Annotated in this window: 20 protein-coding genes; 12 read left to right on the forward strand and 8 right to left on the reverse strand. The window is 67.4% G+C overall.

Annotation, left to right across the window (positions count from 1 at the left end; all coding sequences use genetic code 11):
• Positions 1-16: 16 nt before the first annotated feature.
• The 5 genes from NS1_RS26910 to NS1_RS26930 all read right to left on the reverse strand — a co-directional run bounded on the left by NS1_RS26910 (position 17) and on the right by NS1_RS26930 (position 3,264).
• Complete coding sequence (locus NS1_RS26910) at positions 17-1,006, reverse strand: pirin family protein (protein WP_062988883.1); 990 nt, start codon at positions 1,004-1,006, stop codon at positions 17-19.
• The gene (locus NS1_RS26915; RefSeq protein WP_062988885.1) at positions 1,003-1,320 is read right to left on the reverse strand and encodes a GNAT family N-acetyltransferase; all 318 of its coding nucleotides are present in this window, start codon (positions 1,318-1,320) and stop codon (positions 1,003-1,005) included. Before NS1_RS26915 ends, NS1_RS26910 begins: the two co-directional genes overlap by 4 nt.
• 10 nt (positions 1,321-1,330) lie before the next feature.
• Entirely contained in the window at positions 1,331-2,347 is a 1,017-nt protein-coding gene (locus tag NS1_RS26920) for an aldo/keto reductase (protein WP_062988888.1), read from the reverse strand.
• Positions 2,344-2,808 carry a MerR family transcriptional regulator gene (locus tag NS1_RS26925; protein ID WP_062988890.1) on the reverse strand — a complete coding sequence of 155 codons (465 nt, stop codon included), beginning with the start codon at positions 2,806-2,808 and terminating at the stop codon, positions 2,344-2,346. The genes NS1_RS26920 and NS1_RS26925 overlap by 4 nt, the downstream gene beginning before the upstream one ends.
• Positions 2,809-2,895: 87 nt before the next feature.
• A complete protein-coding gene (locus NS1_RS26930) occupies positions 2,896-3,264 on the reverse strand; it encodes a VOC family protein (protein ID WP_062988891.1) in 369 nt (122 codons plus the stop codon).
• A 105-nt stretch (positions 3,265-3,369) separates the two neighbouring features.
• Here NS1_RS26930 and NS1_RS26935 point away from each other — a divergent pair, with 105 nt between their 5' ends.
• Positions 3,370-3,573 (forward strand): hypothetical protein, encoded by a 204-nt coding sequence (locus NS1_RS26935; RefSeq protein WP_062988972.1) that lies wholly within the window; start codon positions 3,370-3,372, stop codon positions 3,571-3,573.
• Positions 3,574-3,589: 16 nt separating this feature from the next.
• Here NS1_RS26935 and NS1_RS26940 read toward each other — a convergent pair whose 3' ends face one another.
• Entirely contained in the window at positions 3,590-4,081 is a 492-nt protein-coding gene (locus tag NS1_RS26940) for a SixA phosphatase family protein (protein WP_056814265.1), read from the reverse strand.
• 155 nt (positions 4,082-4,236) lie between these two features.
• On the opposite strand from NS1_RS26940, the gene NS1_RS26945 reads away from it, so the two are divergent.
• A complete protein-coding gene (locus tag NS1_RS26945; protein WP_062988893.1) occupies positions 4,237-5,904 on the forward strand; it encodes an FAD-dependent oxidoreductase in 1,668 nt (555 codons plus the stop codon).
• A 183-nt stretch (positions 5,905-6,087) separates the two neighbouring features.
• On the opposite strand, the gene NS1_RS26950 is transcribed toward NS1_RS26945, so the two are convergent.
• Positions 6,088-6,858, reverse strand: coding sequence for an acyl-[acyl-carrier-protein] thioesterase (locus tag NS1_RS26950; protein ID WP_056814260.1), 771 nt, complete (start codon positions 6,856-6,858; stop codon positions 6,088-6,090).
• A gap of 187 nt (positions 6,859-7,045) precedes the next feature.
• Here NS1_RS26950 and NS1_RS26955 point away from each other — a divergent pair, with 187 nt between their 5' ends.
• The 9 genes from NS1_RS26955 (at position 7,046) to NS1_RS26995 (ending at position 17,185) form a co-directional block, all read left to right on the forward strand.
• The gene (locus tag NS1_RS26955) at positions 7,046-8,938 is read left to right on the forward strand and encodes a serine/threonine protein kinase (RefSeq protein WP_084504463.1); all 1,893 of its coding nucleotides are present in this window, start codon (positions 7,046-7,048) and stop codon (positions 8,936-8,938) included.
• Positions 8,939-8,992: 54 nt separating this feature from the next.
• A complete protein-coding gene (locus NS1_RS26960; protein ID WP_062988897.1) occupies positions 8,993-9,967 on the forward strand; it encodes an NADPH:quinone oxidoreductase family protein in 975 nt (324 codons plus the stop codon).
• A gap of 66 nt (positions 9,968-10,033) precedes the next feature.
• On the forward strand, positions 10,034-11,146 hold the full coding sequence (locus NS1_RS26965) for a winged helix DNA-binding domain-containing protein (RefSeq protein WP_062988899.1): 1,113 nt from the start codon (positions 10,034-10,036) through the stop codon (positions 11,144-11,146).
• A 127-nt stretch (positions 11,147-11,273) separates the two neighbouring features.
• A complete protein-coding gene (locus NS1_RS26970) occupies positions 11,274-12,587 on the forward strand; it encodes an amidohydrolase family protein (protein ID WP_062988901.1) in 1,314 nt (437 codons plus the stop codon).
• Between the two features lie 112 nt (positions 12,588-12,699).
• The gene (locus NS1_RS26975; RefSeq protein ID WP_062988974.1) at positions 12,700-13,485 is read left to right on the forward strand and encodes an ABC transporter ATP-binding protein; all 786 of its coding nucleotides are present in this window, start codon (positions 12,700-12,702) and stop codon (positions 13,483-13,485) included.
• A complete protein-coding gene (locus NS1_RS26980) occupies positions 13,485-14,327 on the forward strand; it encodes an ABC transporter permease (RefSeq protein WP_062988903.1) in 843 nt (280 codons plus the stop codon). Before NS1_RS26975 ends, NS1_RS26980 begins: the two co-directional genes overlap by 1 nt.
• A 15-nt stretch (positions 14,328-14,342) precedes the next feature.
• Complete coding sequence (locus NS1_RS26985; protein ID WP_062988905.1) at positions 14,343-15,512, forward strand: substrate-binding domain-containing protein; 1,170 nt, start codon at positions 14,343-14,345, stop codon at positions 15,510-15,512.
• 12 nt (positions 15,513-15,524) lie between these two features.
• Complete coding sequence (locus tag NS1_RS26990; protein WP_062988908.1) at positions 15,525-16,517, forward strand: isopenicillin N synthase family dioxygenase; 993 nt, start codon at positions 15,525-15,527, stop codon at positions 16,515-16,517.
• Between the two features lie 29 nt (positions 16,518-16,546).
• Complete coding sequence (locus NS1_RS26995) at positions 16,547-17,185, forward strand: GntR family transcriptional regulator (RefSeq protein WP_062988910.1); 639 nt, start codon at positions 16,547-16,549, stop codon at positions 17,183-17,185.
• Positions 17,186-17,203: 18 nt separating this feature from the next.
• Here NS1_RS26995 and NS1_RS27000 read toward each other — a convergent pair whose 3' ends face one another.
• Complete coding sequence (locus NS1_RS27000; protein WP_062988912.1) at positions 17,204-17,719, reverse strand: Lrp/AsnC family transcriptional regulator; 516 nt, start codon at positions 17,717-17,719, stop codon at positions 17,204-17,206.
• 133 nt (positions 17,720-17,852) lie between these two features.
• Here NS1_RS27000 and hppD point away from each other — a divergent pair, with 133 nt between their 5' ends.
• Positions 17,853-18,995, forward strand: a complete 1,143-nt coding sequence (gene hppD, locus NS1_RS27005) for a 4-hydroxyphenylpyruvate dioxygenase (protein WP_062988914.1) — start codon at positions 17,853-17,855, stop codon at positions 18,993-18,995.
• Positions 18,996-18,997 lie beyond the last annotated feature (2 nt).

The raw sequence follows: 18,997 nt of genomic DNA on the forward strand, positions 1-18,997 counted from the left end.
CGACCTCGGTGTCGAGTCAGCGGTGATTGCAGCCGGTCGCTCTTTTGCGTGGCTTCAAGCGCAACGGCGGTAGCGGAGGGGCAGGTATGCGCTCGTCGGGGATGTGACCGACGACCGTGGGAAAGCGGCTGATGTCGCGGGCTTCCCACGCCTCGCGGGCATCGACGATCTCGTCGTGACTGCGGGCGACGAAGTTCCACCACATCACCAGCTCCTCGGCGAAGGGTTCGCCGCCGATCAGCGCGAAATGCGCACCGTCGGTACTGGACAGCCGCAATTCGTCGCGGTCGGTACCCAGGTACAACAGCGGTCCAGGGGCGAGATCGGTGCCGTCGACGGTCACTGTGCCCGCGATCACCAGCACCGCGTGCTCGAACGCGCGCTCCAGCGGCAGCCGCACCTCGGCGCCGGGATCGAGCAGGATGTCGGCCCCGACGATCGGTGTGTACGCCTTCGCCGGTGAGATGACTCCACCCAGCGCGCCGATCAGCACGGTGGCGCGCAGGCCCGGTGCCGCGTAGATCGGCAGTTCACGATGCTGCTCGAAATGCGGATCGACGCCCGTCGCGGTGCCGGGCAACGCGATCCACAGCTGGAGGCCGTTGGCCGACTCGGCGCCGGGCACACCGAACTCCGAGTGCGCGATGCCGCGACCGGAAGTCATCAGGTTCAGCTGACCCGGTTCGATCACCACGTCGGAGCCGACCGAATCGCGATGCCGGATGCGGCCGTCGAGCGGCCAGGTCACCGTCTGCAAGCCGATGTGCGGGTGCGGCAGGATGTCGGGGGAGGCGCCGGCCTCGGTCGCCGACGCCGAACCGAACCGGTCGAGGAAACACCACGCGCCCACGGTCGGCAGATCCCGTTGCGGCAGTGTGCGTTCCACGTACACCCCGCGTACGCCGCCGAGCGGCACCTCCCTGGCTGGGTACGACTCGGTGATCGAACCCGGCCGAGGCGAGGGCTCACACAGCGCCTCGTCCGGGTCGATCTCCAAGTCGCTCATTGCGCGATGCCCTTGCCCACCACATGCGCGTCGTACTCGGGGTGCTTGTCCAGCCAGCCGCGAATGAACGAGCAGTGCGCGGTGACGGTACGTCCGCGCGCGATCACATCCTCGACGGCCTGGCGGGCGAGGACCCCGCCGAGCCCTTTGCCCGCGAACGCGTCGTCGATCTCGGTGTGGATGAAGTCGGTGTCGTTGTCGCGCTCGATGTACTCGGTGAAACCGGCGAGTTCATCGTCGAAGAACACGTCGTAGCGGTTCTTCTCGACATTGCGCACGACACGGCGCTGCGGATCGGCGGTGGCATCGGTCATGGTGGCGATCCTATTCGCGACCGGCCGAGGTGAACGACATATCCGCGTACCGGCTGCCCGCCACCTGCCCGGCGATCGGTTCCAGCGTCGCCAGTTCGTCCGAGGACAGACGCACCGACGCCGCGGCGACGTTATCGGCCAGCCTGGTCCGCTTGCGGGTACCGGGGATCGGCACCACCGACAGATTGTGCACCCCCGCCCTGGCATGCACCCACGCGAGCGCGGCTTGGGCCTGGGTGATGTCGTGCGCCGCGGCGATCGCGGCCAACGGCGCGAGCAATTCGGCGTTGTGCTGGGCATTGTCGCCAGTGAAGCGAGGCTGGAATCGACGGAAGTCCTTGTCGCTCAGATCTTTCGCCGAGGTGAACGCACCGGTGAGGAAACCGCGACCCAGCGGCGAGTACGGCACGAACGCCACCCCGAGTTCGGCCGCGGCGGGCACCGCGGTGTGCTCCACGTCGCGCGAGAACAGCGACCACTCCGACTGCAGCGCCGCGATCGGGTGCACCGCGTGCGCGGCGCGCAACTCGTCGCCGGTCACCTCGGACAGCCCGAGCGCCCGCACCTTGCCCGCCGCGACGAGTTCGGCCATCGTCGCGACGGTCTCCTCGATCGGCACCGCGGGATCACGCCGGTGCATGTAGTACAGGTCGATGGTGTCGACGCCGAGCCTGCGCAGGCTGGCATCGACCGACGCGCGGATGTAGGCGGGGGAGTTGTCGAACCCGCGGAAGGACGGGTCGTCGGCCTTGCGCACGATGCCGAACTTCGTGGCGATCAGCAGGTTCTCGCGGTTGGCCCGGACGAAATCGGCCAGGAATTCCTCGTTGTGGCCGGAGCCGTACACATCGGCGGTGTCGAACAGGGTGACCCCGAGTTCGAGCGCGTGGTCGAGAGTGGCCCGCGATTCGGCCGCGTCGGTGTCGCCGTAGAACTCGCTGATGCCCATGCAGCCGAGGCCCTGGGTGCCGATCAGCGGTCCGTCGGCGCCGAGAGTGGTGGTCGGCAGTGTCGCGGTGGTGCTCATGTGTCGCTTCCTTCGCTCGTGTGCACGGTGATCGTGGCGGGACGCGACACATCGGATCGGCCTTCGTAGACGCCGATCTTGTAGTCGAGAACGGCCACGGTCTGCTGCAGCTCCGCGATCTTGTCGAGCACATCGGATCTGGTCTGCCGGAACATCTCCAGCCGATCGGGGTAGGTCTGTTCACCCGCCCGGACCAGTTCGGCGTAGCGGATCATGTCGGCCACCGGCATGCCGGTGAGCCGCAGCCGCCCGATCAGCGCCAGCCACTCCAGGTCGCGGTCGCTGAACCGGCGGTTGCCGGTGTGATCGCGACCGATGTAGCCCATCAGCCCGATCCGCTCGTACCAGCGCAGCGTGTCGCGGCTCAGGCCCGATCGTTGCGCCACCTGGCCGATCGAATACCTCGGGCGCCCGTGCTCGTCGTCGCCGCTGTCGTCGCGAAGCGCCGCGTCCTGATCCATCGTGCTCGTCCCTTCCCGTGGAACTTCCTAGAAGCTATCCACCTGGAGTGCGCTCCAAGCAAGACTTATTCTCACGGGCGGACGAATTCAGCTGTAGGTCGGCAGCTCCTGGATAGCCCATTTGTTGCCGTCGGGGTCGGCGAAGAAGGTGAACCGGCCCCAGCCCATGTCCTCGACGGGGGTGGCCGCCACGCCTGCTTCGATCAGCTGTTCATAGGCCTTGTCGGCGCTGGCCACGACCATCTGCATGCCCTCGACGCTGCCCGGCGCGGCACTGGTGAGACCGCGCCCGATACAGATCGAACAGCCCGATCCCGGCGGAGTGAGCTGCACGAAACGGATCTCCGGAGTCGGGGTGTGGTCGTGATCGGCGTTGAAGCCGATGCTGGTGTAGAAATCCTTGGCCCGGTCGACATCGGTGACCGGAATCGCAACGAGTTCGATTTTCCAATCCATGTGGTCAAGCATCGTTGCGAGGTCGGACAGAAACAAGATGTGGATCACATGTGGGTGCGTGCGAGCCTGTGTACCGGGGTCCGGCGGAAACGTAGTGTGGATCACATGGCTGGTAAGGACATCGACCGCGTCAGGGCCCGCTCGGCTTGGGAAACGGTCAAGGAGAGCCCGGTGATCACCGCTATCGCGGTGGCGCCGGTGGTACTCGTGCTAGGCGTGGTCTGGGCGCTGACGAACGGATTCGTCGCGTTCGTGCTCCTCGCGCTGCTGGGGGTGGGCATCGTCGTCGGCGGCAAGTTGCTCAAATGAGCCGCACCGAATGATCTCAGCGCGGGACGTGGAACGTCGTGAGCTCGCCCGTGCCGGGGCCGAGTTGTGCCCACGGCAGGTCGAATTCGAGCACCGCCAGGGCCGAGGTGGGGAATTTACGGCTGAGTTCGGTCGCCTGATCGGATTCACGGTTGCTCGCCAGTTCCCACGCGGTCCACGGAATCCCGGGCACATGGCCGACGATGAGCAGTGTCGAGATCGTGTCGTCGGTGAGCCCGATCAGCTCCATGAGAGCGTGCGGGTTCGCGTCGTAGATGTCGTCGGTGTATTCGACCGGCGCCGTGATGCCGGTGGCGGCCAGCGTCTGTCTGGTGCGCTCAGCCGTCGAGCAGCGCACGGCGTCGATGGGCGGCTGGGCGGCGCGCAGCCAGTCACCGGCCAGGGCCGCTTCGCGTTCGCCACGCGGCGCGAGCGGGCGCGCGTGGTCGTCGACATTGTCGGGATAGGCCGATTTTCCGTGCCGCATCAGGATCAGGGTCGCCGCCATGAGACCACCGTAATGCCGGGCAGCGGGGAGGTGGCAGTCACACTCGAGGCACACTGAAAGCTGCGTCACCATCGATGGGTTCGTGGTTCACCCGCCACGGGCCCTGATCGGGGGCGTCTCGAGCCACCGACCACACATTTCGAGGATCTGCACCTATGGCCTACGTCATCACGCAGCGTTGTTGCAACGACGCCAGCTGCGTCACCGAATGCCCGGTCGACTGCATCCGCCCGACTCCGGATCAACCGGAGTTCGCCACGGCGGAGATGCTGTACATCGACCCGGACACCTGCATCGACTGCGGTGCCTGCGTCGACGCGTGCCCGGTGGACGCGATCTTCTCCGAGGACGACCTGCTCGCCTCGCTGGCCAGGTATCGCGATATCAACGCCGCCTACTTCCAGCGCCACCCGCTCGAGTCGAACTTCGACCCGTTGAGCACCCCGGCCCGCCCGCCCAAGACTCTGGGCACGCTGCGCGTCGCGATCGTCGGCGCGGGCCCTGCGGCCTGCTACGCCGCCGACGAACTACTGCGGCGCAGTGATGTCGAGATCGAGATGTTCGACCGGCTGCCGACCCCCTGGGGGCTGGTGCGCGCGGGCGTGGCCCCCGATCACGCGGGCACCAAGGGCGTCGCCGAGATGTTCGAGTCGGCGTTCCGCCGCGACACGCTGCAGTACTACCTCAATGTCGAGGTCGGCGAGCACATCAGTCACCAGGAGCTCCTCGACCACCACCACGCGGTGATCTACGCCGTCGGTGCCTCGAGCGACCGCTCGCTCGACATCCCCGGCGAAGACCTGCCCGGCAGCCACTCGGCCACCGAGTTCGTGGCCTGGTACAACGGCCACCCCGACTTCGCCGACCGCGAGTTCGACCTGTCCGGTGAGCGCGCGGTGATCGTCGGCAACGGCAACGTCGCCCTCGATGTGGCGCGCGTGCTCACCGCCGACCCGGACGAGCTGGCCAAGACCGACATCGCCGATCACACGCTCGACGCCCTGCGTCGCAGCAACATACGCGAGGTCGTGATCCTCGGTCGGCGCGGTCCGCTGCAGGCCGCCTACTCCTCACCGGAGTTCCTGGCGCTCACCCATCGCCACGGCGTCGATGTGATCATCGACCCCGCCGATATCGAACTCGACCCGCACAGCCGCGCGGTGCTCGACGATCCGAACATCGAACCCTCGTTGCGCCTGAAGTACGAACTCGCGCAGGAGTATTCGACGGCGCAGCCGGACCTGTCGAACAAGCGGATCGTCTTCCGCTATCTCGCCACGCCCACCGCCGTGCACGGCACCGACGCGGTCACCGGGATCGAGTTCGCGCACAACGAGTTGACCGAGGAGAACGGGCAATTGGTGGCCACCGCCACCGACCGCACCGAGACCATCGAGACCGGCCTGGTGCTGCGCGCGATCGGCTACCGCGGCGAACCCATCGCCGACCTGCCCTTCGACGAGCGCCGCGGCACCGTGCCGAGTGAGCACGGCCGGGTCATCGACGCCGCCGAGCCCGTCCCCGGCGTCTACGTCTCCGGCTGGATCAAGCGCGGCCCGCGCGGAGTGATCGGCTCCAACCGGGTCGACGCGGAGGAAACCGTCGAAGCGGTGATCGCCGACTTCATCGCGGGCAAACTCACCACGCCGACCGGCGATCGGGCCGCACTGCGCGCGCTGCTCGCACAGCGCCAGCCCGATCTGGTCGACCGCAAGGGCTGGAAGACCATCGACCAGGCCGAGAAGACCGCGGGCAAGGCGGCAGGCAGGCCACGGGTCAAGTTCACCACCCGCGCCGACCTGCTCAAGGCAGCAAAGGGCTAGACGTAGAGCCGGCACGGGGGCCCGCGGCGCCGGGTTCCCGTGTTGGCTGCCATAGGAACGGCCGACGGCCGGTTCTCGGCGCGCCTCCGCCGATGGACTGACCGAAGGGTGCGACGAAGGAGTGCCCGTAGGGAGGGAAGAGGTGGAGTCAAGCGCCGAGAACACGCGGCGCCAGCCGCCGAATTACGGCAGGGGCATGATTCGGACGACGGTGGTGGTGACGCCGCCGACCACGAACCACAGTCGCAGCACCATCTGCCCGGTCCGGTCACCCGGTTCGTGGCGGGCGCGCACGGTGATGTGCTCGCGGGCCAGCACCGGCGCCACGTACTCGATCACGGCGCGGTGCGGTCCGGCGACCAGCTTCGGGAAGTCGACGAGGAACTGTTCGACGGCCTGCCAGTAGCACGCGTTGTTGACGTGGTTGTACTGGTCGATATCGGTCGCCCGCACCGGGAACGGTAGGTCGTTGTCGGACTCGCGCGGCGCCGGATCGGTGAGATAGGGCCGCCAGCGCAGGCGGTGCTCGTCGGTGGATCGGGCCAGGTAGGCGAGGCCGTCGTCGCTGATCCGGGCGGGCAGATTGCTCGATTCGCTGAGGTTGATCCAGAAACCCTCGGTCTCGATCAGCCCGCCGCGCTCACTGGTGATGCGCGTGCGCATATTCGTCCACCGGGTGGACATCGACGAACACCAGCGCTCGAGGTGCACGTGATCGGGCCACACGATCGGGCGGACCACGTCGATGACGGTGCGGCGCACGATCCAGGTGGGATCGGTGAGATGCAGAGCCGTCTGATTCAGCTCGTCCCAGGCGATGTCGGACAGATAGCGCGCCACGGCATCGAGGCGCAGTCGTTGATAAGGATCCACGTCGCCGGCCCGGACGGGCCACGCCGTGGCGAAACCCGTGCCCTCCTCGGGAAGCGGGGCCAGTGGCTGATCGAGTGACACGTGTGCTCCTTGCACGACACACCAGTGCGTCGCGACTTCTTGCGTAGTTCTGTAGACGACTTTACGGGTCGCAGATCACACCCTCACGCCGAGTCGGGACTAGGGGTACCAGGTGTCGGTCACCAAGGGGGTAGCGGCGCGGTTGTCCTACATGACAGACCTATCCGCGCCCAGGTAGCCTGCTGTAATGGCCGGCGGAGCAATGGCGGGCTCGATGTTCGGGCGCTATGAAATTCGCAGACTTCTGGGAGTCGGCGGCATGGGGGAGGTCTACGAGGCCTACGACACCTCCAAGAATCGTGTTGTCGCGCTCAAGATGCTCAATCGCGAACTCGCTACTGATCCCACCTTCGTGCAGCGCTTCCGCCGCGAATCGCACGCGATGGCGAGCGTGCAGGAACCGCACGTCATCCCGGTGCACGACTGGGGCGAGGTCGACGGTGTCCTCTACATCGATATGCGCCTGGTCAAGGGCGTCGATCTCAAGGAGCGGTTGCAGCAGTACGGCAGGCTCACGCCCGTCGAGGCGGTGCAGGTGGTCGAGCAGATCGCGTTCGCGCTCGACGCCGCGCACGAGATCGGCCTGGTCCACCGCGATGTGAAACCGGGCAATATCCTGCTCACCGGCAACCTGTTCGCCTACCTGGTCGACTTCGGCATCGCCCACTCCGCTACCGACCCGCAGCTCACCAGCGCGGGCAGCGCGGTGGGCTCGATGGCCTACATGGCGCCGGAGCGGTTCGAGAGTGTGCCGATGTCGCCGTCGGTGGACACCTACGCGCTCACCTGTGTGCTCTACGAATGCCTGGTCGGCCGGGTGCCGTTCCCGGTGAACAGCCTCGCGGGCGCGATCGGCTCGCATCAGATGGCGCCCGCGCCGCGCCCCAGCGCCGCCGACTCCACGCTGGCTACCTTCGACCCGGTCGTCGAGCGGGGCATGGCCAAGCGCCCCGACCAGCGTTACGCCACCCCCGTCGAGCTGGCCCGCGCGGCCAGGGCTGCGTTGATCCAGGCCGAACGCTCCACTCCCGCGACGGTATCCGGCCCCAGAATCGAGATCACCGGCCCGCAGACGCCGCCGAACCGGTCCGACGACCTTCCTTCCCCGCCGACAACCCGTGGCTCGGCGGTGGTCCCGGCCGACTCGCAAGCCCCACCGACTCGGGACTCCGCGGCCTTCTCGCCCGACGCGCACTCGCCCCCGACTCGGGCTTCCGGGGCGCTGTCGCCCGACCCGCGTTCACCCGCTACTCGGGATTCCGCTGCGCTGTCGCGTGATTCGCAGTCGCCCCCGACGGTCCGCGGCTCGGTCGCCTATCCCGGCGAACCGCATGCGACGCGCCGCGTGACCGGCCCACAATCCGCCGGACCGCAGCCGACGCGCCGCGTGACCGGACCTCAACCCGCTGGCGCGTATCGGGCAGCGGGACACGAGCCCACTGTTCTTCGCGCGTCCCCCAGCGTGGGTGGGCCCGGTCAGGGAAGTGGTTATACCCATCCGTCGGCGCCGATACCGATTCCCCCGCAGCGCAATTCGGCGACTCCGATCCTGGCCGGTGCGCTGGGTTCGCTGATCGTGTTGGCGGCGGTCGGTATCGGGGTGTGGTTCATGATGAACGCCGACGACCGCCGCAATGTGGCCGTCCCGCCGCCGCCCGCGTCCGGTGTCGTCGATCCCACCGTGATCGAGACCGGCAGCCAGACGGGCTACACCACAGCGCCGGCCACGACCACCGTCCCTCCACTGCAATCGAGTGTCTCCGGCGCCGATGGTCGAGGCTTCCTCACCGCGGGCCCTCGGTGCAATGACAACGACGCCGCGATGTCCATCGCCCGCACCACCAGATCGCGCGTCGTCATCTGCCATACCGGCGACCAGCGGTACTACTACAAGGGCGTACGAGCCAGCGACGGAGCCGGGATCGAACTCGACGATCCGGTACCGAACGGTGATGGCGCGTACACCGTGACCAACCCGACCGACGGTACCCAGTACCAGCTCAACGCATCCGGTCTGACGATCATCAAGGCCGGTTCGGTGCTCGCCAGCGAGCCGGTGATCGAGTTCGCCCATCGTTGATCCCGTCGCCGGGTTATGTTCGCTGGCGAATGTCATAGAGAGAGGTGTCGAAAAATGCGCGCAGCCCAGGTCGGCAAGTTGGATGGACCGTCGGCGATCGAGATCGTCGATCTGCCCGAGCCGGTGGCCTATCCGGGCGGCGTGCTGATCGACGTGCACGCCGCGGGCATCGCCTTCCCCGATGTGCTGATGACGCGCGGTCTCTACCAGATGAAGCCGGGTCTGCCCTTCGTCGTCGGCGGCGAGGTGGCCGGGGTGGTGCGCGAGGCGCCGGAGGGTTCGTCGCTGCGCCCCGGCGACCGGGTCGCGGCGCTGACCATGCTCGGCAACGGTGTCGCCGAGGTGGCCGTGTCCCCCGAGCATGCCGTGTTCGTGCTGCCCGACAACGTCTCCCTCGAAGCGGGCGCGGGCGTGCTGTTCAACGACCTCACCGTCCATTTCTGCCTGACCAAGCGCGGCAGGCTGGCCGAGGGTGAGACGGTCCTGGTGCACGGCGCGGCAGGCGGCATCGGCACCTCCACGCTGCGCATGGCCAAGGCGCTCGGCGCGGGCCGGGTGATCGCCGTGGTCAGCACCGACGAGAAAGCCCAAGTGGCCAAGGCCAATGGCGCCACCGATGTGGTGCTCACCGATGGCTGGCTCGCCGCGGTGAAGGACCTGACCGAAGGCCGCGGCGTCGATATCGTCCTCGACCCGGTCGGCGGCGACCGCTTCACCGACAGCGTTCGTTCCCTGGCGGGCGGCGGCCGACTGCTGGTCGTCGGCTTCACGGCGGGTGAGATCCCGACGGTGAAGGTGAACCGCCTGCTGCTCAAGAACGTCGAGGTCATCGGCGCGGCCTGGGGCGAATGGGTGATGTCGCACCCCACCTACCTCGCCGAACAGTGGGCCGAGATCGCGCCGCTGCTGGCCTCCGGTGCGATCTCCGCTCCCGATCCGGTGCTCTACCCGCTCGACAAGACCGCCGATGCCGTTGCGGCACTGGATAACCGGACCGCCACCGGCAAGGTGGTCGTGCAGCTGCGCTGACCGCGCCGACTGTCACAGGTCGGCGGTAATGTCGGCGGATCATCGCGGGTCGACAAAGGAAGCCGAATGCAGCTGTCGAACAGAACGCTCAACCGGACGTTGCTGGCCCGCCAGCATCTACTGGAGCGCTCGACGCTGACCACCGACCAGATGTGTGAGCACCTGGTCGGCTTGCAGGCCCAGGACGTACCGCCGCCGTTCATCGGCTTGTGGAGTCGGATAGCCGATTTCGATCCCGCGACGGTATCGAAGGGTCTCGACGACCGGTCGCTCGTGCGGATCACTCTGATGCGCGGCACGATTCATCTCGTCACGCCGCCGGATGCGTTGCGGATCGCGCCGCACATTCAGCCCGAGCTCGAGAAAGCCCCGTTCCGTCAGGGTTTCAACTACGGCGCGATGGTCGGGCTCGACCCCGACGAGGTGCGCGCGCACGGGGAGGCGGCGCTCGGTGACGAGCCGAAGTCGGCGGCTGACCTGCGCGCCGAAGCCGCCCGTCGCTACCCCGACCGCGACGCCGGTGCGGTCCTGCAGACGTGGCTGTATCAGCTCCCCGTCCTGCAGACGCCGCCGCGTGGTCGCTGGGGCGACAACAGCCGCCCGGTCTGGTCGAGGGTTCAGCCATGGCTCGGCGCACCACTCGACCCGACCTACCCGGTGGCGGAGTTGATCCTGCGCTATCTGCGGGCGTTCGGTCCGGCGAGCACGATGGACATGCAGGCATGGTCACGCCTACCCGCCATGAAGAAGGCCGTAGCCGAACTCGGCGACCGGGTGCGCACCTACACCGACGCCCGGGGCCGCACCCTCTACGACGCGGCCGACCTCGAACTCGCCGATCCCGACCTGCCCGCCCCGGTCCGGCTGCTCGGCTGGTACGACAACGCGCTGCTGTCGCATCAAGACCGCGCGCGGATCACCGGCGACGACAACCCGCCGACCCTGCGCGCGTTCGCTACCAATGTCTCGCCGATCCTGATCGACGGCTTCGCGGCCGGGGTGTACAAGATCTTCGTCAAATCCGGGACCGCTCGCCTGCGGATCAGTCCGGCCCGTCCGTGGACGAAAACCGAAGCGGCGCAGGTGGAAGCGGAAGCGGGGGCCTTGCTCGCCTTCCTCGAGGCCGAATCCGAACCCGTCGTCGAGATCCTCGAGCCCGGCGCCGACCTTCGCCTGTGACATCGCTTTAACGTCGGGGCAACAACCGCTTCCTAGGGTCGTCCCCACGACGTTCATGGCTGCAACGGACGACGTGCTCCGCTGAATCCGGCGAGCGAACCAGCCGCATCCCGAAAGAGGTGCGCGCATGGAATCCGTCGCGTCCGTAGTCATCACCGATGTCACCGTCTACACCGAGCAGGGCTGGACGCCCGGCGAGGTCGTGGTCGAAGACGGCATGGTCATCGCCATGGGAGCCGCGGCCGAGCACGCGGACCTGCCCCGTTTCGACGGCGGTGGCGGCTACCTGCTCCCCGGCTTCGTCAACACGCACACTCACCTGCAGCAGGCGGTCCTGCGGGGAGTCGGCGAGGGCCTGCCGCTGCTGGAATGGCTGCGCTGCGTCGGCGAACACACCGTGGCCGCCACCCCGGAACAGACCTACCTCTCGGCGCTGGCGGGTGGCCTGGAACTGCTGCGCAGCGGCGTCACGACGGTCGTCGAACACATGTGGCCCAGCCCGTCCGACGAGGTCCATCAGGCGATGATCCGCGCGCTGCGGGAACTCGGCATCCGCGTGGTCCTCGGGCGCGGCATCGCCGACCGTGCCGACATCACCCGTAAATGGGGCCTCGACCCGCGCCTGATGCAACCACTCGGCGAGGCCCTTGCCCACGTCGACGAACTCGACAAGCAACTGGTCGGCACCCGCATCACCACCGCGCTCGCCGTGCCCAACCCGCGCTGCCTCACCCCCGACGGCATGGCGACCACGCGCGAGTACGCGCAGGCCACCGGCAAAACGGTGTCGATACATGTTCTCGAGACCACCACCGACGACGATATGTGCCGATTGCATGCAGGCGTCGCGGCCGTCGACTACCTCGACGCGAGCGGTTTCCTCTGGGACCGCACCCTCGCCGTGCACTGCGTCAACCTCGACGACCACGGCCGCAAGGTCTTCGCCGAGCGCGGTGTCGCCGTGTCCTACAACCCGGTCTCGAACATGCGGCTCGGCAGCGGCGTCGCCCCCGTTCCGCAGATGCTGGCCGCGGGCATCGATGTCACCCTCGGGGTCGACGGCGCCGCGAGCAACGACACCCAGGACATGTTGCTGGCCCTGCGTATCGGCGCGTATCTGCAGCGTGCGGCCCACAAGAAGGCCGACCTGCTCGGTTTCGACCAGATGGTGCGGATGGCGACCGGCGCCGCGGGCCGTGTACTCGGCCGCCCGTCGCACACCGGCATCGCGATCGGCGACCGCGCCGACCTCACGCTCGTGCGCTTCGACCGCGACTTCGCCTGCCTGCCGGTGCTCGACCCCGGCGCCACCCTGCTCACCGCCGCGTCGCCGCGCGTGATCGACACCGTGTGGGTCGACGGCGAGGCCGTGATCCGCGACGGCGCCAGCACCCGTGTCGATCATCGGGATCTCGCGCGTCGCCTGATCCGCATGCGATGACTGTTAATAAGTCCGAAACGAACAACGCATTGCATGTAATCCAGTTAGTTCAAACTGGATCCACCCACAAGTTGCACGCAACACCGATATACCGCAGGAGAAGGTGATCACGGTGACGCTCTACGACACGGTGAACGACGCCGACGCGAGGACGCTGCTGTCGGGCATGGAGGTTTCCTTCGCCGACGTGAGCAAGCGCTTCGGCGGCGACGAGGGCACGCTCGCCCTGACCGACATCGACCTCGACATCCGCGAAGGCGAATTCGTGGCGGTGGTCGGCCCGTCCGGCTGCGGCAAGTCCACGCTGCTGCGCCTGGCCGCCGGTCTGGAGCCGGTGAGCTCGGGAGCCGTTGCGGTGCGCACGAATTCGATCGGCTTCATCTTCCAGGAAGCCACGCTGCTGCCGTGGCGCAAGGTGCGCCGCAATGTCGAACTCTCGGCCGAACTGGCCGGTGTCGACCGCAAGACGCGCCGCGAACGGGTCGAGCGGGCGATCGAAGCCGTCGGCCTCGCGGAGTTCGCGAACAAGCTGCCCAGTCAACTCTCCGGCGGCATGCGCATGCGCGTCTCGCTGGCCAGGGCGCTGACGCTGGAACCGCGCCTGATGCTGCTGGACGAACCGTTCGGCGCGCTCGACGAGATGACCAGGCTGAACATGCAGGAGGAGCTGCTGCGCCTCTACCGCGACAACGCCTTCACCGCCCTGTTCATCACGCACTCGGTCTCCGAAGCCGTGTTCCTCGCTTCGCGCGTGGTGGTGATGTCGGCCAGACCGGGCCGCATCCACGAGGTGATCGACGTCGACCTGCCCTACCCGCGGGACCGCGAACTGCGCTTCGAACCCGCCTTCACCGAACTCGTTTCGCGCATCTCGCGCTCGTTGAAAGAGGCTGCCTGATGGTGAGTATCGCGGCCCGTGTCCCTGCCACGGCGAAGGTGCAACTGCCGACTACGCAATTGCGCAAATTCGGCAGTGCCCTGGTGGCGCCTGTTGTTTCGATCACCCTGGCACTGGCCACCTGGTACGCGGTGTCGATGCTGATTCTCAGTGAGGGCCGCCGCTTCCTGCTGCCCGCGCCGCATGTGGTGTTCAGTGAATCGCTCGCCGACCCGAAGAAGCTCGAGGTGATGCTCGAGGCGCTGGCCGTTACCGCCAGGGTCGCGATCACCGGCCTGCTGATCTCGGCGGTGCTCGGGGTGGCGATCGCGGTGCTGATGAGCCAGGCCAAGCCGATCGAGAACGTCGTCTACCCGTACGCGGTGGTCTTGCAGGCGATTCCGGTGCTCGCCGTGGTCCCGCTGATCGGCTTGTGGCTCGGCTACGGCTTCGCCGCCCGCACCACCGTGTGCGTGCTCATCGCGATCCACCCGATCATCGCGATGACCCTGTTCGGCATCAAATCCGTCGACGGCAATCTCCAGGAACTGTTCACCCTCGGCCGAGCGGGCCGACTGCGCCGCCTCTGGTCGCTGCAACTGCCCGCCGCTCTGCCCTCGACGCTGACCGGATTACGCACCGCGGCAGGTCTTTCGGTCACCGGCGCGATCATCGGCGACATGTTCTTCGCCCAGGGCAAACCCGGCATCGGCACCCTGCTCGACACCTACCGCGCCCGTCTGCAATCCGAGGACCTGATCGGTGCGCTGCTGCTGGCCGCCCTGTTCGGCGTGCTCGTGTTCACCGTGTTCACGGTCATCCAGAAGGTCAGCGTCGGCCGCTGGCACAACTCCGCCCAATAGCTTGTAAGGACAACCATGAAGACACTTCCGCTGCGCCGCATAGGTTTCGCCGCGCTGGCCGTGCTGCTGGCCGGTACCGCGTCCGCCTGTTCCGACGACACCACCGACGCACCCGCCGTCGCGCTCGAACCCGCCCCGGCCGAGCAGCAACTCGCCGGTACTTGCCCCGCCACCGTGGTCGTCCAGCTCCAGTGGGCGCCCGAGACCGACTCCGGCCCGATCTTCGGCCTGCTCGGGCCCGGCTACACCGTCGACGCCGACAACAACAAGATCACCGGCCCGCTGGTCGCCGACGGCAAGGACACCGGCGTGAAGCTGGAGATCCGCGCGGGCGGTCCGGCCATCGGCTTCCAGACCGTGCCGTCGCAGATGTATGTCGACCAGAGCATCACCCTCGGCCTCGCCCACTCCGAGCACGCCATCGCCGCCGCCGGTCAGCAGCCGATCGTCGCCGTCACCACCCTGCTGCGCAACAGCCCACAGATGCTGATGTGGGACCCGAAGACCAATCCCGACTGGCAGGGCATCGCCGATATCGGCAGGTCCGGCAAGCCGGTCGTGGTGTCCAAGGGCCAGCTCTACCCGGACTGGCTCGTCGCCCGTGGACTGGTGAACAAGGATCAGATCGACGCCTCCTACGACAATTCGCCCTCGCGCTTCGTCACCGATCCGTCCTTCGCCCAGCAGGGCTTCGCCAACGCCGAACCCTTCACCTACGAGCACGAAGTGCGGGCCTGGAACAAGCCGGTGGGCTACCAGCTGCTCAAAGACGTCGGCTATGAGGGCTATGCCCGCACTGTGAATGTGCGCGCCGACAAGCTCGCCGAGCTGCGCCCGTGCCTGCGAAAGCTGGTGCCGATGATCCAGCAGGCCACCGCGTCGTTCAAAGCTGATCCCGGTCACGTCAACGATGTCGTCGTCGACGTGGTCGAACAGAACCCCAAGCTCAGCCCCTACAGCGCCGAACTGGCCGAATTCGGATCCAAGGCCCTCATCGACGGCGGCTTGATCGGCAACGACACCGACGGCGTGCTCGGCAGTTTCGACGAGGCCCGCGTGCAGCGCATCATCGACGAATTCGGACCCATCCTGCGAGCCGGCGGCGCGAACGTGCCCACCGGCCTGACCGCGAAGGACCTGGTCACCAAGGAATTCCTCGACCCCGCCATTTCCGTCACCGGCTAAGGAGACACCCCCATGACCACCAGCTACGACCTGTCCGAAGTCTCGCGCGAGAAGCAGATGGGCGGCCTCGGCAAGGAGACCGCCGACCGCGAGATCCGCGTCATCGACCTCGCCGACTTCGAGAACCGTCGCGCCGAGATCACCGAGGAACTGTGGGCCGCCGCCACCGAGATCGGCTTCTTCCAGCTCTCCGGCCACGGCATCCCGCAGGATCTGATCGACGAAATGTTCGGCGCCACCGCCGATTTCTTCGCCCTTCCCGAAGAGGTCAAGGGTCAGTACCCCTTGGTCAAGAAGAACAACGCGGGCTGGGAGAGCCTGAGTCAGGTGCGCCCGTCCATCGGCGTGCCCGATCAGAAGGAGTCTTACCAGATCACTCGTCCGCACATGGACGAGCTGTGGCCCAGTGAGACCGAACTGGCCGGATTCCGTTCCCGCGTGCTCGATTTCGAGCGCCGGGCCTGGGAAGTGGCGATGCGGGTGCTGTCGTGCTTCGCCGACCGTCTCGGCTTCGAACGTGAACACTTCACCGCCGCACACGATCCCAGCTCCGAGAGCTACCAGAGCGCCCTGCGGTTGCTGCACTACTTCGCCGTCCCCGAGGAACTGCGCGGCGTTCCCGGGCGCTGGCGGGCCGGCGCCCATACCGACTTCGACTGCCTCACACTGCTTTTCCAGCGTGACGGTCAGGGTGGGTTGCAGGTGTGTCCCGGCAAGGAGATGGCGGAACAGGAGTGGACCTCCATCACCGCGTCGTCGAGCCTGATCACCTGCAATATCGGCGACATGCTCACCCGCTGGAGCGACGACCTGCTGCCGTCGAACTTCCACCGCGTGCGCAGCCCCGGCGAGGGCGAGTACCAGGGCGAGCGCTACAGCATCGCCTACTTCGCCCAGGCCGACCGCGACGCCGTCATCCAGGGGCCCGCGGGCAAGTACCCGCCCGTCACCGCGGCGGACTTCCTGACTCAGCGGGTGCAGGCGAACTACCGGCCGCAGGGATAATTGCCGCAATCAACGGAAAGGGCACTGCGATGACCGAAGCCTCGCTGCTCGGCCAGTCTGTCCATCGGCAGATCCGGCAGATGGTCCTCTCCGGCGAGCTGACCCCGGGTCAATCGCTCAGCGTGCCGGCGCTGGCGACCGAACTCGGGGTCAGCCGCAGCCCGGTTCGCGAAGCGGTGCAGCAGCTGATCTACGAGGGTCTCGCCGTGAGCGCACCGCACGCGGGCGCGAAGGTGGCCGCCGTCGACGACGACCGCATCCGCGACGTGCTCGCGGTCCGCGCCGCCCTCGACGGCCTCGCCGCCGCCGCGGCCGCTACCCGACTCACCGAGGCCGACCTCGACAAGCTCACCGGCATCATCAGTGCCCAGCAAGCGCACCTCGACGATCCGACCGACCCCGCGCGCGACGCCCAGCTCGACCTGGAATTCCACACCTTCATCCGCGACGCCTCCGGCAACGCGTGCGTCGTCGACGAACTGGCCCGCCTGGAAGCCCAGGCTCACCTCTACCGCGGCGACCTGTGGTGCTCGGCCCGCAACCGCCGCGTCGCCCTGCGCGAACACCGCCGCATCGTCGAAGCCCTCGAGTCCGGTCACCCCGAGTCCGCCCGCGCCGCCGCGGAGGCGCACGTACAGGGGCTGCTGACCCGCCTCGCCAGGCAATAACGCCTCCGGCAGGAATCCTCAGCGTTGATCCCGGTACGCGGGCGCCTTCGCGGTGCCCGCCGGGGTCAGCGTGTGCAGCAGCGGCATCGTGCGGTGCGCGACCACCGTCGACAACACGACCACGCTGTGCGACCGCACCACCGAACCCGTCCGGTCGATGCTCAACAACACCGCTTGCAATCCCGCGTGTGAATCGGCCCCGATCCGGCACAACACATCGGCGGAGCCCGTCGTCGCGTACGCCTCGATCACCCCCGGAATCGCGGTGAGCTCCGAACTCACCTGATCGAGCGCCCCCTGCGCGATCTCCAAGGTCACGAACGCCTGCACATCGAAACCCGCTGCGGTGACATCGATCTGCGGATCGTAGGACGCGATCACACCGGATTCCTCCATCCGGTTGATCCGCGCCTGCACCGTCGCCCGCGCGACTTTCGTCCGCCTCGACAGCTCGAGAATTCCGGCCCGCTGGAATTCGTGCATCGCGGTGAGGATCGCCAGATCGAGCTCATCCAATTTCGCGGGCGTGCGCATACGAAGACCTCCCTGTGCGGTTGCTATTCAAATTGTCCACCATTTGCGCGCATTCGGTGGCTTCTCGAGCCAGCCTGTTCAGGCAAATATGGAGTAGTTGCCCACCTGCGGCACGACGCGATTTCCTAAGGTCATGACCATTGAGCAGCAGCTCGTCGGGCTGATCGAGCACGACGACAGTGTCGATCCGTTTCCGGTGATCGGGTGGGACGCCCTCGTCTGGGCTGTCGGCAATGCGACCCAGAGCGCCCACTTCCTGCAGTCCGCGTTCGGCATGCGACTGGAGGCGTACTCGGGCCCCGAGACCGGCAATCGCGACCACAAGTCGTTCGTGCTGCGCAGTGGGGGAGCGCGGTTCGTGATTACCGGCGCGGTCGACCCCGACAGCCCCCTCGTCGCCCACCACGACCGCCACGGCGACGGCATCGTCGACATCGCCCTCGAGGTCGCCGATGTGGATCGCTGCGTCGCCAGGGCCCGCGAACACGGCGCGACGATCCTCACCGAACCCCATGACGAGACCGACGAATTCGGTACCGTCAGGTCCGCCGCACTGGCCACCTACGGCGATACCCGACACACTCTCGTCGATCGCTCCGGCTACGTCGGCCCCTATCTCCCCGGCTATATCGCCCGCACCTCCACCCGCGCGCCGGGCAAGCGCGTGTTCCAGGCGATCGACCACGTAGTGGGCAATGTCGAGCTGGGCATGATGGACCGCTGGGTCGACTTCTACCGCGGCGTCATGGGATTCACGAACATGGCCGAATTCGTCGGCGACGACATCGCCACCGAGTACTCCGCGCTGATGAGCAAGGTCGTCGCCAACGGCAACCACCGCGTGAAGTTTCCCCTCAACGAACCGGCACTGGGCCGCAAGCGTTCTCAGATCGACGAGTACCTCGAGTTCTATCGCGGCCCCGGCGTACAACACATCGCGCTGGCCACCGGCGACATCCTCGACACCGTCGATGCCCTACGCGCCGAGGGCGTCGAGTTCCTCGCCACCCCCGACGCCTATTACGAGGACCCGGAATTGCGCGCCCGCATCGGGGCTGTGCGCGTACCGGTCGACGAACTCCAGCGCCGAGGCATCCTGGTCGACCGCGACGAAGACGGCTACCTCCTGCAGATCTTCACCCGTCCCCTCACCGATCGCCCCACCGTCTTCTTCGAACTCATCGAGCGACACGGCTCACTCGGTTTCGGAAAGGGCAACTTCAAGGCCCTTTTTCAGGCCATCGAACGAGAGCAGGAGGCTCGCGGCAACCTGTGACC

Source organism: Nocardia salmonicida NBRC 13393, assembly GCF_001613085.1.
GTDB lineage: Bacteria > Actinomycetota > Actinomycetes > Mycobacteriales > Mycobacteriaceae > Nocardia > Nocardia salmonicida.

Excerpts from the sequence above, each read along its gene's own strand:
- NS1_RS26920 (WP_062988888.1), bottom strand. The coding sequence starts at position 2,347 with ATGAGCACCACCGCGACACTGCCGACCACCACTCTCGGCGCCGACGGA.
- NS1_RS26915 (WP_062988885.1), bottom strand. The coding sequence starts at position 1,320 with ATGACCGATGCCACCGCCGATCCGCAGCGCCGTGTCGTGCGCAATGTC.
- NS1_RS26945 (WP_062988893.1), top strand. The coding sequence starts at position 4,237 with ATGGCCTACGTCATCACGCAGCGTTGTTGCAACGACGCCAGCTGCGTC.
- NS1_RS26960 (WP_062988897.1), top strand. The coding sequence starts at position 8,993 with ATGCGCGCAGCCCAGGTCGGCAAGTTGGATGGACCGTCGGCGATCGAG.
- NS1_RS26985 (WP_062988905.1), top strand. The coding sequence starts at position 14,343 with ATGAAGACACTTCCGCTGCGCCGCATAGGTTTCGCCGCGCTGGCCGTG.
- NS1_RS26980 (WP_062988903.1), top strand. The coding sequence starts at position 13,485 with ATGGTGAGTATCGCGGCCCGTGTCCCTGCCACGGCGAAGGTGCAACTG.
- NS1_RS26925 (WP_062988890.1), bottom strand. The coding sequence starts at position 2,808 with ATGGATCAGGACGCGGCGCTTCGCGACGACAGCGGCGACGACGAGCAC.
- NS1_RS26930 (WP_062988891.1), bottom strand. The coding sequence starts at position 3,264 with ATGGATTGGAAAATCGAACTCGTTGCGATTCCGGTCACCGATGTCGAC.
- NS1_RS26955 (WP_084504463.1), top strand. The coding sequence starts at position 7,046 with ATGGCCGGCGGAGCAATGGCGGGCTCGATGTTCGGGCGCTATGAAATT.
- NS1_RS26910 (WP_062988883.1), bottom strand. The coding sequence starts at position 1,006 with ATGAGCGACTTGGAGATCGACCCGGACGAGGCGCTGTGTGAGCCCTCG.
- NS1_RS26990 (WP_062988908.1), top strand. The coding sequence starts at position 15,525 with ATGACCACCAGCTACGACCTGTCCGAAGTCTCGCGCGAGAAGCAGATG.
- NS1_RS26995 (WP_062988910.1), top strand. The coding sequence starts at position 16,547 with ATGACCGAAGCCTCGCTGCTCGGCCAGTCTGTCCATCGGCAGATCCGG.
- NS1_RS27000 (WP_062988912.1), bottom strand. The coding sequence starts at position 17,719 with ATGCGCACGCCCGCGAAATTGGATGAGCTCGATCTGGCGATCCTCACC.
- hppD (WP_062988914.1), top strand. The coding sequence starts at position 17,853 with ATGACCATTGAGCAGCAGCTCGTCGGGCTGATCGAGCACGACGACAGT.
- NS1_RS26965 (WP_062988899.1), top strand. The coding sequence starts at position 10,034 with ATGCAGCTGTCGAACAGAACGCTCAACCGGACGTTGCTGGCCCGCCAG.
- NS1_RS26970 (WP_062988901.1), top strand. The coding sequence starts at position 11,274 with ATGGAATCCGTCGCGTCCGTAGTCATCACCGATGTCACCGTCTACACC.
- NS1_RS26940 (WP_056814265.1), bottom strand. The coding sequence starts at position 4,081 with ATGGCGGCGACCCTGATCCTGATGCGGCACGGAAAATCGGCCTATCCC.
- NS1_RS26935 (WP_062988972.1), top strand. The coding sequence starts at position 3,370 with ATGGCTGGTAAGGACATCGACCGCGTCAGGGCCCGCTCGGCTTGGGAA.